The sequence below is a fragment of the Paraburkholderia kururiensis JCM 10599 = LMG 19447 genome, from assembly GCF_003986935.1.
Classification (GTDB): Bacteria; Pseudomonadota; Gammaproteobacteria; order Burkholderiales; family Burkholderiaceae; genus Paraburkholderia; species Paraburkholderia kururiensis.
On sequence record NZ_RJZE01000009.1, the window covers coordinates 157,365 to 172,828 of the forward strand.

The 15,464-nt window shown below is 64.7% G+C and carries 14 protein-coding genes; 4 read left to right on the forward strand and 10 right to left on the reverse strand.

Translation table 11 applies throughout. From position 1 onward, the window contains the following. The first annotated feature begins 17 nt into the window (after positions 1–17). Together PKKP23_RS12960 and PKKP23_RS12965 are read left to right on the forward strand one after the other, a co-directional pair. A complete protein-coding gene (locus tag PKKP23_RS12960) occupies positions 18–863 on the forward strand; it encodes an alpha/beta fold hydrolase (protein WP_126877255.1) in 846 nt (281 codons plus the stop codon). An 11-nt stretch (positions 864–874) separates the two neighbouring features. Then, positions 875–1,408, forward strand: a complete 534-nt coding sequence (locus tag PKKP23_RS12965) for a GNAT family N-acetyltransferase (protein WP_017775599.1) — start codon at positions 875–877, stop codon at positions 1,406–1,408. A gap of 24 nt (positions 1,409–1,432) precedes the next feature. On the opposite strand, the gene PKKP23_RS12970 is transcribed toward PKKP23_RS12965, so the two are convergent. The 4 genes from PKKP23_RS12970 to PKKP23_RS12985 all read right to left on the reverse strand — a co-directional run bounded on the left by PKKP23_RS12970 (position 1,433) and on the right by PKKP23_RS12985 (position 5,448). Beyond that, positions 1,433–2,500 (reverse strand): ABC transporter ATP-binding protein, encoded by a 1,068-nt coding sequence (locus tag PKKP23_RS12970; RefSeq protein ID WP_017775598.1) that lies wholly within the window; start codon positions 2,498–2,500, stop codon positions 1,433–1,435. A gap of 36 nt (positions 2,501–2,536) precedes the next feature. Then, positions 2,537–3,328, reverse strand: coding sequence for an ABC transporter permease (locus PKKP23_RS12975; RefSeq protein ID WP_126877183.1), 792 nt, complete (start codon positions 3,326–3,328; stop codon positions 2,537–2,539). Beyond that, positions 3,325–4,260 (reverse strand): ABC transporter permease, encoded by a 936-nt coding sequence (locus PKKP23_RS12980; RefSeq protein WP_126877184.1) that lies wholly within the window; start codon positions 4,258–4,260, stop codon positions 3,325–3,327. The genes PKKP23_RS12975 and PKKP23_RS12980 overlap by 4 nt, the downstream gene beginning before the upstream one ends. Before the next feature lie 66 nt (positions 4,261–4,326). Continuing rightward, positions 4,327–5,448 (reverse strand): ABC transporter substrate-binding protein, encoded by a 1,122-nt coding sequence (locus PKKP23_RS12985; RefSeq protein ID WP_026121620.1) that lies wholly within the window; start codon positions 5,446–5,448, stop codon positions 4,327–4,329. 360 nt (positions 5,449–5,808) lie between these two features. On the opposite strand from PKKP23_RS12985, the gene PKKP23_RS12990 reads away from it, so the two are divergent. After that, complete coding sequence (locus PKKP23_RS12990) at positions 5,809–6,579, forward strand: DeoR/GlpR family DNA-binding transcription regulator (protein WP_017775594.1); 771 nt, start codon at positions 5,809–5,811, stop codon at positions 6,577–6,579. Between the two features lie 16 nt (positions 6,580–6,595). Here the strand turns inward: PKKP23_RS12990 and PKKP23_RS12995 are convergent, their stop codons facing one another. The 6 genes from PKKP23_RS12995 to PKKP23_RS13020 form a co-directional block, all read right to left on the reverse strand. Further along, positions 6,596–7,768, reverse strand: a complete 1,173-nt coding sequence (locus PKKP23_RS12995) for an enoyl-CoA hydratase/isomerase family protein (RefSeq protein ID WP_126877185.1) — start codon at positions 7,766–7,768, stop codon at positions 6,596–6,598. After that, positions 7,765–8,580, reverse strand: coding sequence for an enoyl-CoA hydratase (locus tag PKKP23_RS13000; RefSeq protein ID WP_126877256.1), 816 nt, complete (start codon positions 8,578–8,580; stop codon positions 7,765–7,767). The genes PKKP23_RS12995 and PKKP23_RS13000 overlap by 4 nt, the downstream gene beginning before the upstream one ends. Further along, positions 8,580–9,473, reverse strand: coding sequence for a 3-hydroxyisobutyrate dehydrogenase (gene mmsB, locus PKKP23_RS13005; RefSeq protein WP_126877186.1), 894 nt, complete (start codon positions 9,471–9,473; stop codon positions 8,580–8,582). The genes PKKP23_RS13000 and mmsB overlap by 1 nt, the downstream gene beginning before the upstream one ends. A gap of 22 nt (positions 9,474–9,495) precedes the next feature. Beyond that, entirely contained in the window at positions 9,496–11,043 is a 1,548-nt protein-coding gene (locus PKKP23_RS13010) for a CoA-acylating methylmalonate-semialdehyde dehydrogenase (protein ID WP_126877187.1), read from the reverse strand. A 123-nt stretch (positions 11,044–11,166) separates the two neighbouring features. Further along, positions 11,167–12,876, reverse strand: coding sequence for an AMP-binding protein (locus PKKP23_RS13015; RefSeq protein ID WP_126877188.1), 1,710 nt, complete (start codon positions 12,874–12,876; stop codon positions 11,167–11,169). A 123-nt stretch (positions 12,877–12,999) separates the two neighbouring features. Beyond that, positions 13,000–14,133: an acyl-CoA dehydrogenase family protein gene (locus PKKP23_RS13020; RefSeq protein ID WP_017775588.1), complete on the reverse strand. Its 1,134-nt coding sequence runs from the start codon at positions 14,131–14,133 to the stop codon at positions 13,000–13,002. A 296-nt stretch (positions 14,134–14,429) separates the two neighbouring features. Between PKKP23_RS13020 and PKKP23_RS13025 the strand changes: the two genes are divergently transcribed. Further along, positions 14,430–15,461, forward strand: a complete 1,032-nt coding sequence (locus PKKP23_RS13025; protein WP_126877189.1) for an AraC family transcriptional regulator — start codon at positions 14,430–14,432, stop codon at positions 15,459–15,461. The last annotated feature ends 3 nt before the right edge of the window (positions 15,462–15,464 follow it).

A 15,464-nucleotide genomic window follows, 5' to 3' on the forward strand; every position in this document is an offset into this window, starting at 1 on the left:
GCGTGTTCATGTCCGTTATGTCCGATTCCGCCAGCGTCCTGCCCAGCGCTACCGCAACGGAACACGCGTTTGCCGCGCTACCGGCTACGCGCTCGCACGGCCCGCTGCGCATCGAATACCGTTGGCTCAACGCCGGACTGCACGATGCGCCGCTCGCCATCTTTCTGCACGAGGGGCTCGGGTCGGTGGCGATGTGGAAGCAATGGCCGCAAACGCTCTGCGACGCACTGGGTTTTCGCGGGCTTGTCTACTCGCGTCCCGGCTACGGCAAGTCCACGCCGCGCGCCGCGGAGGTCAGATGGCCCGTTGAATTCATGCACCAGCAGGCACGAGAGATTCTGCCGGATTTGCTCGACGCGCTCGGCATCGATGCCGCTGAACGCGAACGCATGTGGCTCGTGGGTCATAGCGACGGGGGATCCATCGCACTGCTTTATGCTTGCGCTTTTCCGCAGGCGCTCGCCGGTGCTGTCGTTATCGCGCCACACGTGGTCGTGGAGCAGGTTTCGGTCGAGAGCATCGCGAAAGCGAAGATCGAGTACGACGACGGCAATCTGCGCGACAAGCTCGCGCGTTATCACGACGACGTAGACTCCGCGTTCTTCGGCTGGAACGACATCTGGCTCGACCCCGCGTTTCGGGCCTGGGACATCACGGCCGTGCTGCCCGACATTCGCTGCCGCCTGCTCGCCGTGCAAGGCCACGACGACGAATACGGCACGATGGAACAGATCGATGCAATCCAGCGTAGCGTGGCGCACGCACGCCTCGTGAAGCTGACTGACTGCGGACACTCGCCGCATCGCGATGCGCCCGCCGCATTGAATGCCGCGATCGCGGACTTCGTGCGGCACGAGGACTAAGAGGACACGCCATGCAGCCCGCCACGACGCTCGAAACGCCACGCCTCGTTCTACGCCCGCATACCGCGGACGATTTCGAAGATAGTCTCGCCATGTGGTCCGACCCGCAGGTGACGCGTTATATCGGCGGCAAACCGTTCAGCCGCGAAGAAGTCTGGGCGCGGCTGTTGCGTTACGTGGGTCACTGGGCGCTGCTCGGTTTCGGCTATTGGGCCGTGCGCGAGAAAACGACGGGAAGGTTTGTAGGCGAGGCAGGCTTTGCGGACTTCCAGCGCGAGATCGAGCCGCCGTTCGACGGCACGCCCGAAATCGGATGGGCGCTCGCGGCGTGGGCGCACGGGCAAGGTTATGCGACCGAAACCGTACGTGCGGCGCTCGCATGGGCCGACGAAAAATGGCCCAACACGCAAACCGTCTGCATGATCAGCCCTGCCAATGCAGCGTCGATTCGCGTGGCGAGCAAATGCGGTTACCGCGAAAGCGGCAGCGTGCTCTATAAGGAGCGGCCCGTCACCGTGTATCGGCGCACGCCGGGAACCCGCTAGCGCAGCGCACCTGCACCGCTGCCCTCAAATCCCTTCTTCCAGCACGAGCAGGTTGTCGTGCGAAAAACCCAGCGCCACAGGTTGCCCGCGCTCGGGCAACTGACGCCCCGGGTCGTTGAACACGTCGAGCGACAGCACGGCCTCGTTCACGCGCGCGCGAATCCGCACCACGGAGCCGAGAAAGTTCACGTCCTCCACCGTGGCTGCCAGCGTATTGCGGCCCGGCGCCGGTGCTTCCAGCACGATGGCCTCGGGACGCAACGCGAGCAGCCGCTTCTTGCCGGCATCGTCCGATGCGAGCGCGCGGGTCGTGACGAGCTCCTGGCCATCCACCGCCATGCGCCCCGTTGCCGGGTCCACCACGTGCCCCGTGAGGATGTTGAGCGTGCCGACGAACGACGCTACGAAACGCGTGCGCGGGAAGTTGTAGATCTGCGCGGGCGAGCCAACCTGCTCGATGCGACCTTCGTTCATCACGACGATGCGGTCGGAGATGGAAAGCGCCTCCTCCTGGTCGTGCGTGACGAAGATCGACGTAATGCCCAGTTCGCGCTGCAACGTGCGAATGTCTTCGCGCAATGAAATGCGGATTTTCGCGTCCAGCGCCGAAAGGGGTTCGTCGAGCAGCAGCACTTCGGGCTTGCCTGCCAGCGCGCGCGCCAGTGCCACACGCTGCTGCTGCCCACCCGAGAGTTGCCACGGGTAACGCGCGGCGAGTGCGGGCAGCTTGATGAGTTGCAGCATCTCGTCCACGCGGCGGCGAATCTCATCGGCCGACTTGCCTGCCACGCGCAACCCGAAGCCGATATTCTCGGCCACAGTCATGTTCGGAAAGAGCGCATACGACTGGAACACCATGCCCACGTTGCGCTGACGCGTGCGCATGTGCGTAACGTCGCGCCCGCCGATGCGAATCGTGCCGCGCGTGGGCGTTTCGAAGCCCGCGATCATGCGCAGCACGGTCGTTTTCCCGCAGCCCGACGGCCCCAGGAACGTGACGAACTCGCCGCGTTCGATCTGCATATCGAACTGATGCAGCGCCGTGTTGGTGCCGAAGGTCTTGTGCAGGTTTTCGATTTCGAGAAATGCCATGACTTGTTGCCTTGCTGGATCGGTTGCGTTGCGGCGTCAATGGCCGGGGGCGCTCGCGGCGCGCGCCGAGCCGAACACCTGGATCAGACCCATGGAGGCCCACGTCACCACGAACGCGATGATGGCGAGCGCCGACGGTTCATAGGCGCGGTTCGCGCCGATCAATTGCAGATACGGACCGAACGCGGGCCGGTCGAGCAGGCTCGCAATCGTGAATTCGCCCATTACCACGGCAAACGTGAGGAATGCGCCAGAGAGAATGCCCGAGCGGATGTTGGGCAGGATCACGCGAAAGAGAATGGTCGGCCAGCGCGCGCCGAGGCACTCCGCTGCTTCGGTAAGCGAACGGACGTCCACGGCGCGCAGGCCGGTGTCCACCGCGCGATACATGTAGGGCAGCGCAAGCGTCACGTACCCGCACACGAGCAGCAAATCGGTCGCGCGTTCGTTGCCCGTGAGCGGCAGGATCGAACTGCTGTTGTAGATGCGCAGATAGCCGAACACGATCACGATGGCGGGCACCACGAGCGGCAGCAACGTGATGAATTCCACGATGGGCCGCAGCTTCGGCAGACGCAGCCGCACCCAGTACGCCGTGGGCACGACGAGCAGAATGCCCACCACGATGGTGAGCAACGCCATCAGAATGGAATAGCCGAACGAGGCCTGAAAACGTGGGTCGGCCAGCACCACGCGATACGCGTCCAGGCTATACGTGTCGCGCCGCATCCGCAGGCTGAATTCGAACGTTGCAATGAGCGGCACGAGGAAATATACGGCGCCTACGATCATCGCCGTCCATGCGCCTACGCGCGATTGCGTCTTCATCGGCGCCCCCTTTCTGCGCGTGAACGCAGCCAGATATAGCCGCCGTTCGAAAGACCGGTGACGAGAATCATGCCGAGCGCGAGCGCATAGCCCAGGTTCTGGTTATGCAGCACGTCCCCGCGAATCTGCGCATAGAGCAGGATCGTCACGATATTGAGCGAACTGCCCGTGAGCGCATACGCCGTGGCCACGGCGCCAAACGAATTCGCAAAGAGCAGCAGCATGGCGCCGAGCACGCTGGGCCACAGCACGGGCAACGCGACGTAACGCCAGTACTGCCAGGCGGTGCCGCCCAGCGAATCGCAGGCCTCGCGCCATTCGCGTTTCAGGCCGTCGAGTGCGGGCGTGACGATCAACACCATCAGCGGAATCTGGAAATACAGGTACGTGAGCGTCAGCCCCCAGAAACTCAGGATGCTGAAACCCGTGGCATACAGATTGATGCCCACATATTTCTTGAGCAGAAACGTGACGAGACCCACACGGCCCAGCGTGCAGATGAACGCGAAAGCGAGCGGCACGCCGGCGAAGTTCGACGCGACGCCGGAAAACGTCATCAGCGTGGGACGAATCCAGCGCGGCAGTTTGCCATGCACCGCGGCCCATGCGAGCAGCGAGCCGAGTACGGCCCCGCCCGCGGCCGACGCCGCGCTGACCTTGAAGCTGATCCAGTAGGCGTCGAGCACGCCTTCCTGAAACAGCTGCCTGAAATTGTCGAGCGTGAAGTGGCCCTGCGCGTCCTGGAACGCACCGACCATGAGAAACGCGGTCGGCAGAATCAGAAAGAGCACGGCAAAAACGAAAAACGGCAATACGCCGATCCAGACCAGCAGCCCCGAATGCTGTGCCGGGTTGACCTGGGGCGCCGGCGCGGGCACGCGCGGAACGACGAGTTCCGGCGACCCCGGGCCGAGATCCTGTGAAGCAGCCATCAATATTCCCCGAGAAGGCGGCCCCGTGGGTACGGAGCCGCCTGGTCGCAACTTCGGTTACTTCACTTACTTCACGTTGGCGCCGACAGCCCCGTCCCACTGCTTCGTGATCGTGTCCTTGTACGCGTCCTGCTCGGCGAGCGTCGGGAACACGGCAGCCTTGTAGGCAGCAGCCGGCGGCAGCTTGTCGAGCAGCGCCTGCGGCACCTTCTTCGCCGAAATCAGTTCGTTGTAGCGGATGGGGTGGCAGTAACCCGTGAGCCAACCGATCTGGCCTTCGTCGGAGTACAGGTATTCCATCCACAGCTTCGCGGCATTCGGGTGCGGCGCGTAGGCGCTGATGGCCTGCACGTAGACGCCTGCCACAACGCCCGTCTTCGGCACTACGACGTGCACCTTGGGGTTGCCCTTGAGCGTGTCGCGGTCTGCGAGCGCGTTGTAGTCCCAGCGCACGATGATGGGCGTGGTGCCCTGCGCGAGCGACGCCGCCTTGCCGATCACGGGCACGAAGTTGCCGCTCTTGTTCAGGTCCGCGAAGAACTTGAGGCCCGCCTTGTCGGCCGTAGCCACGTTGCCCTTCGTCTGCGAGAGGCCTGCCGCGAACACAGCCTGGATGGCCTGGTTCGCCGTACGCGGATCCCCCGCGAGCGAGACGGCATTGCGGTAGTCGGGCTTGAGCAGATCGCTCCAGTCGGCCGGCACCTTGTCGATCATGTCGCCGTTCACTTCGAACGAGAGCACGCCGTAATAGTCGCCGTACCAGTAGCCTTCAGGGTCTTTCGCCGAATCGGGAATCGACTTCCACGTGGACACCTTGTACGGCTGCAGGAGGCCCGCAGCCTTCGCGGTGGGACCGAACGAGAGACCTACGTCGATCACGTCCGGCGCCTGCGGTCCCTTGTTGCCCTTGTTGGCCTTGATGGCTTCGACCTCGTCGCCCGAGCCGGCATCCGGGTTCAGTTCGTTGATCTTGATGCCGTACTTCGCCTGAAAGGCGCTGATCATGGCGCCGTAGCCGCACCAGTCATGGGGCAAGGCGATCACCGTCAGTTGCCCTTCCTGTTTCGCCGCGGCGACGAGCGCGTCGGGCGGCGCAGCCCATACCTGCGTCATGCCCGTGGCCGCAACCAGTGCGGCGGCCGCGACAGCCGACATCGAAACAAAACGGCTTGACCTCGTGCGGTTCATGGTGTTTCCCATCCTCTGCCGAAATTGCTGCGTTATAAAAAATTGCAGAAAGACTGCAGGCGGCTTCCCGTCGCCGCGTCTGCGAGCCTCCGCCCGCCCGTTGTTCTGTCAGGACGTTACGGGCGGCGCGCCCGATGGTAGCGGCGGAATGCGTCAAATTCGTGTCACGCAAGAGCACATGCGCGATGCACAGAGGTCGTGCGCAGAGCACGGTGCCCGGTGTGAGCGAAGGCTAATTTCAAATGCACAAATATGCAAGTCCACAAAAAAATACAACGAAGGAACGCGGCTCGTACAGGTAAGCTACGCGTGCTGCGGCCTGCTGTTCGCCGCCTCACTTCAAGACAGAGCACCCTTCAAATGTGGCAGGAAGACCGTCATCAGAGAATCCGTACGCTGCTCTCCACGCTGCACCGCGTTTCCACGGAACGCATCATGGCGGAGCTGGGCGTATCGCGCGAAACCGTGCGGCGCGATCTGCTGGACCTGGAAGCCATGGGCGAGCTGCGCCGCGTGCATGGCGGCGCGGTGCGCCCCGCTGACGAAGCGCCTATCGACGAACGCGCCCATACGCGCGTGAAAGCGAAGTCCGCTGTGGTAAAGGCCGCAACGGGCATGGTGGCGAGCGGGCAAACGCTCTTCGTGGACGCGGGCACCACGACGTCGCTGCTCGCCGAGCAACTGGCGAAGCTCGCCAACCTGACGGTGGTCACCAACTCGATCGACGTGGCGCTGAAGATGCGCGGCGCAAGCGGCGAGGCCGAAGCGCCCAACGAAGTGATCCTACTGGGCGGGTCGATCAGCAATCGTGCGGCGGCCACCATGGGGGCCGCCACCGTGCTCGACATCCATCGCTATCGCGCGGACCTCGCCCTGCTCTCGCCCGTGGGCATCGACGCCCGGCACGGCGCGACCAACTACGACCAGGGCGAAGCGGACGTAGCCCGCGCGATGGTGGCCAACGCGGACCGCGTGGTCGTGCTCGCCGACTACAGCAAGATCGGCCAGCGCAGCCGCATTACGTGGTGCCCGCTCGAGCGAATCGACGTCTTGATTACGAACGCAAAGGCCGCCGAGGCAGCGGGCTTTACGTCGTTGAAACGAAAATTGAGACGCGTGCTGCTGGCTTAGTGTCAACACTCGGTGTCTACACTTCGCCCAGCTCCGCAAGCGGATGCGCGTCCCTGCGCCACGGCGACGAAATGAAGTGGCGCACGCGTTCGGGCCGCACTTCGAAGAGCGTGAGCGGTGCCCAGCGCGGACGCCGGTCTTTGTCTACCAGATGCGCCCGCACGCCTTCGCAAAAATCGCCGTCTTCAATAGCCCGCGTCACGATGCCCAGCTCCATGCGAAAGCACTCGGCCAGCGTCATCTGCCGCCCGCGCAGCAGCGCCTCGCGCGTGACGTAGAGCATGGTGGGCGAATGCGACGTCAGGGCGTCGTAAGTCACCTGTAACCACTGACGAATCTCGCGCGGCGCCTCACGCTCCAGGTCCTGCTTCAGCGTCGCGACCATGCGATCCACACCCGAGCGCCGGTCGAAGTGCCGCAGGATCAATTGCGTAAACGGTGCAAGCGGCGCGTGCGGAACGACGTTGCAAGGCGGCTCGAATACGCGTCGCAATGCCTGGAGCAGATCGCCGTCATGCGGCATGCGCAAGAGTCTTTCCTCGAACGAGGCGAGCCATTCCGCGGGCACGCAAAGGTCGGCCAGTTGCAGACGCAGCGCGTCTGCGCCCGAAAGCGTGGCGCCCGTGAGGCCCACGTACATTTCCATCTCCGCGGGCATCACGCCGAGAAAACGCGTGGCGCCGACGTCGGGCAGAAAGCCGATGCGCGTTTCCGGCATCGCAAGCTTCGAGCGGTCCGTCACGATACGCAGACGCGCGCCCTGCCCGAGCCCCATGCCCCCGCCCATCACGATGCCATCGAGCAGCGCGATGACAGGCTTCGCAAACGTGTGAATCGCGTAGTCGAGCCGGTATTCGTCGATGAAAAACTGCTGCCATGCGGCTCTGGTCTCTGCATCGCGTTGCCTCGCGAGCGCATACAAAGCGCGCACGTCGCCGCCTGCGCAAAAACCCCTTTCACCTGCGCCGCGCAATACGACTGCAACGATCGCGTCGTCGTCGCGGCAGCGTCCCAGCAGCTCGGCAAGCTCGCGCACCATCGCATGCGAAAGCGCGTTGATGGCCGCGGGCCGGTTCAACGTGATGACCGCGACGCGATTCACCACGCGCAACATCACCTCTGGTTCAGTCATCGGCGCGAGGTTAGAGGGACTCGAAACCTGCGCCGACGCCTCGCGAAGCGCGCTCATCGTGTGCCCTCCGCTGTACTGCTCCTCGTACTGCTCCCCATACTGCTCCAACGCGGCGCGCGCTTTTCCAGAAATGCATTGACGCCCTCGCGTTGATCGGGATGATCGAACAGGTCCACGAAGCGCTCGCGTTCCACCGCAAGCGCTGCCGCACGCGGCACGCCGTTACGCGCCTGGTGCATCAACTGTTTGCTGAACGTGACGGCCTGCGGACTCAGCGTCGTAACGCGCGTCGCCATCGCCAGTGCCGCCTCACGAGCGGCGCCTGTTTCCACCACTTCTTCCACCAGGCCGATGCGCAATGCGGTCTGCGCGTTCACGCGTTCGCCCGTGAGGATCATTCGCTTCGCCCAGCCCTCGCCCACGAGCCACGGCAACGTCTGCGTGCCGCAGCCGCAGCACAGAAGGCCCACGGCGGTCTCGGGCACGGCGAGTTGCGCATGCTGCTCGGCGATGCGCACGTCGCAGGCGAGCGCACATTCCAGTCCGCCGCCCATCGCATAGCCGTTGATCGCAGCAATCACCACGGGCCGCGCGTTCTGCAATGCTTCGAATGCCGCGCCAAAACGCGCGGCCGCTTCGCGTGCCACGCGCTTGTCGCCGTCGGCGAACGTATTGAGGTCCGCACCTGCGCTGAAGAAGCGCGGACCGTCGCCTGTGATGACGAGCGCCCGCACGCATTCGTCGGCATCGAGCGTTTCCACGGTTCGCTGCAATTGCAGCAGGCCTTCGGGCGTGAACGCGTTCGCGGGCGGGCGCTTCAATGTGACGAGCGCGATGGCCCCGTCGTGCGTGTAGTCGAGTTCGATCATCACGCGCCCTCGCCGTCGCGATACAGCTTGATGATCGACGAGAAGTCGAGCCGTCCTTCGCCGCGGCTGCTCATCGCCTGGTAAAGCTGCTGCGCGAGCGCGCCGAGATACACCGGTTGATGCGCCGAACGCGCGGCGTCCGTAGCAAGTCCCAGGTCCTTGAGCATCAGGTCCGTGCCGAAGCCGCCCGTGTAGCCGCGCGATGCGGGCGCAGTCTCGATCACACCGGGAAACGGGTTATAGGTATCTGAACTCCAGCACCGCCCCGTCGACGTGTTGATGATGCCGGCAAGCACCTTGGTGTCGATGCCGAGCGCCGCGCCCAGCGACATGGCCTCCGCCACGCCCGCCATCGTGATGCCGAGCAACAGGTTGTTGCAGATCTTCGCGACCTGCCCCGTGCCCGTGTCGCCGCAATGCACGAGGTTCTTGCCCATCGCGGACAAGACCGGCCGCACGGCGTCGAATGCGGCCGCGCTGCCGCCCACCATGAAGGTCAACGTGCCCGCGGCCGCCCCGCCTGTACCGCCCGACACGGGCGCATCCACGAATGGATTGCCGTGGTCGGCCGCGAGCGCCGCGAACGCCTTCGCGCTCTGTGGATCGATGGTGCTCGAATCGATGATCGTCACGCCCGTCGCGATGCCGGCCAGCACGCCGTCCTTCGCCGTGAGCACGTCGCGCACGTGCGCCGCGGCGGGCAGCATCGTCATCACGCATTCAACGTCTGTAGCGGCAATCTTCGGCGACGCCGCCGCCTTCGCGCCCGCGTCCACGAGCGACTGCACGGCCTGCACGTTGAGGTCGAACACGTTGAGCGCGTGCCCCGCTTTCAGCAGATTGCGCGCCATGGGCGCACCCATGTTGCCGAGCCCGATAAAGCCTATTTTCATGGCCTGTTCTCCTGTTTGCCGTTCAGCGCAGGCTGATGGTCGTGTTCACGCCGTCGCTGGTCGTCGCGTCGTCGAACCAGCGCGCGGTCACGGTCTTGGTCTGCGTGTAGAACTGCACCACCTGCTTGCCGTACGGACCGAGGTCGCCCAACTTCGAACCGCGCGAGCCCGTGAAGCTGAAGTACGGCACAGGCACCGGAATGGGAATGTTGATGCCCACCTGCCCCACGTCGATCTCGCTCTGGAATTTGCGCGCCGCGGCGCCGCTCTGCGTGAAGAGGCCCACGCCGTTGCCGAACGGATTGCTGTTCACCAGTGCGATGGCCTCGTCGAGCGTGGGCACCGTCATGACGAGCAGCACCGGGCCGAAGATCTCGTTGCGATAGATGTCCATGCTCGTCGTGACGTTCGAGAAGAGGGTCGGGCCGATGAAGTTGCCGTCTTCGTAGCCCTTCACGCGCACGCCGCGCCCATCGAGCACGAGCGTCGCGCCCTGCTTCACGCCCGATTCGATCAGACCGAGAACACGCGCCTTCGCCGCTCGCGACACAACGGGCCCAATGTCCGTGCCGGGCTCGTGGCCCGCGTTCACCTTCAAAGCTTTGGCTTTTTCCACGAGGTCAGGCAGCCAGTCCTTCGCCGCGCCCACGAGCACGGCCACGGAGGTCGCCATGCAGCGCTGTCCCGCTGCGCCGAATGCGGCGCCCACGAGCGCATTGAGCGACTGCTCGCGATTCGCATCCGGCAACACCACCGCGTGATTCTTCGCGCCCATCATCGACTGCACGCGTTTGCCGTGCTCGCTACCGAGGCGATAGACGTGCGTGCCCACCGCCGTCGAACCGACGAACGAAATGGCCTTCACGAGTTCATGCGTGCACAGCGCATCCACCACGTCTTTTCCGCCATGCACGACGTTCAGCACGCCGCGCGGCACGCCGGCTTCCAGCGCGAGTTCGACGAGCTGCATGGTGGAGAGCGGATCCTGCTCCGAGGGCTTCAGCACGAACGTGTTGCCGCAGACCAGCGCCATCGGAAACATCCAGAGCGGAATCATGGCCGGGAAGTTGAACGGCGTGATGCCCGCGCACACGCCGAGCGGCTGGCGCAGCGTGTAGGTGTCCACCGTGCCCGCCACGTTTTCGAGAAACTCGCCCTGTTGCAGCGTGCCGATGGAACATGCGTGCTCCACTACTTCGAGCCCGCGAAAGATGTCGCCCTCGGCATCGGGCAGCGTCTTGCCCTGCTCCGCGGTCAACGTCTTCGCGATACGCGGCATGTGCTCGCGAATCAGCGCCTGGTACTTGAGCATGATGCGCATGCGCGCACCCACCGGCGTGTTCTTCCATGTCGCGAACGCGACATGTGCGGCCCGGATGGCGGCATCCACTTCATCGGCCGTCGCGAACGGTACGCGCGCCAACACGTCCTGCGTGGCGGGATTCACCACGTCGCGCCATTCCGTGGTTTTCGAGTCGACGAACTCGCCGCCGATCAGCAGTTTTACGGCAGGTGGTGCATCGGATGACGAAGCCGATGAAAGGAAAGAAGTGGAAGGAACGGCGCTCATGTTGTGTCTCCTGTGCGAGAGACGCCGCCGCGCACCAACACGCATGCGGCGGCGTCTGAAGATGAAGCGATGTGAAGTAGCGGCGAAGATGCGCGCAACGAAGCCTCGCCGCCCCGGTGACGATCAACGCAGATCGGGAAAGTCTTCTTCCCAGTACTCGCCGGGCAGGCGGTCGGGCTCAGTGGGCCGCTCCTCTTCGCGGCGCCTTAGCTCGACGCGGCGGATCTTGCCGGAGATGGTCTTCGGCAGATCGCTGAACTGCAGGCGACGAATCCGCTTGTACGGCGCGAGCTTTTCGCGCGAGAAGCGAAACACGCTGCGCGCAAGTTCGGGTCCGGCCTCGAAGCCCTGACGCACGGTGACGAACGCTTTCGGCACGGAAAGGCGCAACGGGTCCGCGCTCGGCACCACGGCGGCCTCGGCAATCGCCTCGTGCTCGATCAGCACGCTTTCGAGTTCGAACGGGCTTAGCCGGTAATCCGACGACTTGAACACGTCGTCGGCGCGGCCCACGTAGACGTAGTAGCCGTCGTCGCGGCGCATCGCCACGTCGGACGTGTGGTAGTAACCGTTGCGCATCGCGTGGTCGGTCGCGTTCGCGTTGTTCGCGTAGCCCGTCATGAGACCGAGCGGACGCTGCGCAAGTGGCAATGCGGGCAGCGCGATTTCGCCTTCGCTCGCGGGCTGATCGTCGGCATCGACCAGTTCCACCGTGTAGCCCGGCAGCGGCCGACCCATGGCCCCCGGCACCACGGGCTGCCCCGGCGAATTGCCGATCTGGCAGGTGGTTTCGGTTTGCCCGTAACCGTCGCGAATCGTGATGTTCCAGGCGCGGCGCACGCGCTCGATGATCTCGGGATTGAGCGGCTCGCCCGCGCCCACGATCTCGCGCAGCTTCACGTCGTACGAGGCGAGCGGCTCCTGCACGAGCATGCGCCACACCGTGGGCGGCGCGCAGAGCGTCGTCACGTTGAAGCGCACGAGTACCTCGAGTATTTCGCGTGGCACGAAGCGCGCGTAGTTGTAGACGAACACGCAGGCCTGCGCATTCCAGGGCGCGAAAAAGCAGCTCCATGCATGCTTGGCCCAACCTGGCGAGCTGATGTTCCAGTGCACGTCGCCGGACATGAGACCGATCCAGTACATCGTAGAAAGATGCCCGACGGGATAGCTCTGATGCGTGTGTTCGACGAGCTTCGGCTTCGACGTCGTGCCCGAGGTGAAATAGAGCAGCAGCGGGTCGGTCGCACGCGTGGGGCCCTCCGGCACGAAATGCGGTGAAGCTTCGCAAGCGTCGGCCAGATCGAGCCAGCCTTCGCGCCGCGCACCCACGGCAATGCGCTTCACGCTCGCGTCGATCGAATCGAACTTGGCCAGCTCCGCGCCGTCCACGATGACGTAATGCGCGCCGCCCAGCTGGACACGATCGCGCACGTCGTCGGGCGAAAGCTGCGTGGTGGCGGGCAGCACGACGGCGCCCAGCTTCATGGCCGCGAGCATCACGTCCCACAACTCCACGCGGTTCGGCAACATCAGCAGCAGACGGTCGCCGCGCGTCACGCCCACGCTGCGCAGATAGTTCGCCATGCGCGAAGAGCGCTCCGACATCTGCGCGTACGAAAGCTTGAGCCCTTCGCTTTGCGGGTCGTCGACGATCCATAACGCCGGGTTGTGATTGCCGCGAGCAATGACATCGAAGTAGTCGAGTGCCCAGTTGAATTCGTCCATCGCCGGCCATGCGAACTCGCGATACGCGCGCTCGTAGTCGGTGCGATGGCGCAACAGCAGATCGCGCGCCTCGATAAACCGCTTCGCTGCAGCTCCGTCGTTCATCGTCGTCTCCTGATCGGCGCGAATGTGCGCTCTGTGCCGCTTATTGTGCGCCCGCGTGGGGTCGTTTAGGGTGGCTTACGGTGGCTAAGGTCTCTTTGGGGCCTTTTTCCAAGGACCCTTCTTTTATACGTGTCGCGCAATCACCATCCGCTGCACTTCGCTGGTGCCTTCGTAGATCTGCGTGATGCGGGCGTCGCGGTAGTGGCGCTCTACCGGATAGTCGGCAAGGTAACCGTAGCCGCCGTGAATCTGCAGCGCCTTCGAGCACACCTCTTCAGCCAGCTCGGACGCATAGAGTTTCGCCTGCGAAGCCTCGGAAAGACAGGGCTTGCCCGCCGTGCGCAGCCGTGCCGCGTGATGCACGAGCAGACGCGCGGCGTTGAGGCGCGTGGCCATGTCCGCGAGCATGTTGGCGATGGTCTGATGCTCACGCAACGCCTTGCCGAACTGGATGCGCTCGCTCGCGTAGGCACGCGCCGCATCGAACGCGGCGCGCGCAATGCCCACCGCCTGCGCGGCGATGCCGATACGCCCGCCTTCCAGATTCGCGAGCGCAATCTTGAGCCCCTCGCCGCGCTCGCCCAGCAGGTTGGCCTGCGGCACCGCACAATCGTCGAGCGAAATGGGACAGGTGTCCGACGCACGAATGCCGAGCTTGTGCTCCGGGCGGCCCACGTTGAAACCGGGCGTGTGGGTGGGCACGATGAAGGCCGAGATGCCGCGCTTGCCGAGATCCGGGTCGGTCACCGCGAACACGATAGCCACACCCGCGCGCGCGCCGTTCGTGACGAACTGCTTGCTGCCGTTGAGCACCCACTGGCCGTCGCGCAGCACGGCGCGCGTGCGCAGGTTGTTGGCTTCAGAGCCGGCCTGCGGCTCGGTCAGGCAAAACGCGCCGATGGTGCGGCCCGTGGCGAGGTCATGCAGGTAGTGGTCTTTTTGCGCCGGCGTGCCGAAATTCAGGATAGGACCGCAGCCCACCGAGTTGTGCACGCTCATCATCGTGGCGCACGCGGCACAGCCCGCGGCAATTTCTTCGAGCGCGAGCGCATACGCCACGTAGTCGGTGTACGAGCCGCCCCATTCCGCGGGTACCATCATGCCGAGCAGACCCAGCTCGCCCATCTGCTTCACCACTTCGTCGGGCAAGACGCCGTCGCGATCCCATTGCGCGGCGTAAGGCGCGAGCCGTTCTGCGGCGAATTCGCGCGCCGCGTCGCGAATCATGCGTTGCTCGTCGGTATGGAAATCGTCCATCGGCTGGCTCCTGTCTCCTCGATGCTGCGGCGGTGTGCTTGATGTCGTGCTGGATATCGCGCTTGATGCAGCGCATGCGCGAACATGGCGCGGGCCGCGTCAGCGCTTTAAACTGTCTCGCCCTCGCGCACGCCTACGCGCCACGCGCCGTATTCGCCGCGTTATGTGTTTCCGGTTGGGAAGGAGTGTAGGCATGCTCGTGTGCCGCTTCGATGCCCGCTTCGATCAATCGGCGTGAGCGGATTTGCCATGCCCCGGGGCGCGCAGCAGCCCACGCACATCCTTACCCGAACACGATGAAGAAAAACGAAAAAGGCACGATCTCGATGAGCCTCGTGGAGGAAACGCTGGCGCTCGCACGCGAGGGCGGGCTCGACGTGCGGCCGCTCGTCGCCGCGGCCGGAATCGCTCCGCAGATGCTGGCCTCGCCGAAGAGCCGCGTGTCGTCGGCACAGTACGGCGCGCTGTGGGTAGGCATTGCGCGTGCGCTCGACGACGAGTTCTTCGGCCAGGACTCGCACCCCATGCGCTACGGCAGCTTCATCGCAATGACGCACGCAGCGCTCACGGCAAGCACGGGCAAGCAGGCGTTGCAGCGCGCCGTGAGCTTCATGCGCCTCGTGCTCGACGACCTCGCGGTTCGCGTGGAGGCCGACACCACGCGCGTACGTCTCGTCTTCGAGCATCGTCCGGGCACCCCGGAGCCGAAGATGTTCGCGTATGCCACCTGGTTCATCATCGTCTACGGCCTCGTGTGCTGGCTCGTGGGGCGCCGCATTCCGCTCCTGTGCGCGCGCTTTCGCTGTGCGGCGCCGCCCGCCGAGCACGAATACCGGCTGATGTTCTGCGACGACATGGCGTTCTGCCAGGACGCGTCGTACGTCGATCTTTCGCCTGCGTTTCTCGACCTGCCTGTGATCCAGACGGTGCGTTCGGTGAAGGCCTTCCTGCGCGACGCGCCCGCCAGCTTCGTGGTGAAGTACCGCAATCCGGGTTCGTTTGCGGCGCGCGTGCGCAAGACGCTGCGCGCGCTGCCCATGTCCGCGTGGCCCGACGCCGGGTCCATGGCGGAGCGGCTCAACGTGGCCGAAGCGACCCTGCGCCGGCGCCTCAAGCAGGAAGGCCACACGTATCAGTCCATCAAGGACGACCTGCGCCGCGACATCGCCATCGGCGAACTGCAGGACACGGCACGCACGATCGCGGACATTGCCGCCGCCGTGGGCTTCGCGGAACCGAGCGCCTTTCACCGCGCGTTTCGCAAGTGGACCGGCATGCGTCCCACGGATTACCGGCTGACACGCACGCAACGGGCCGAATCGGACTAAGCT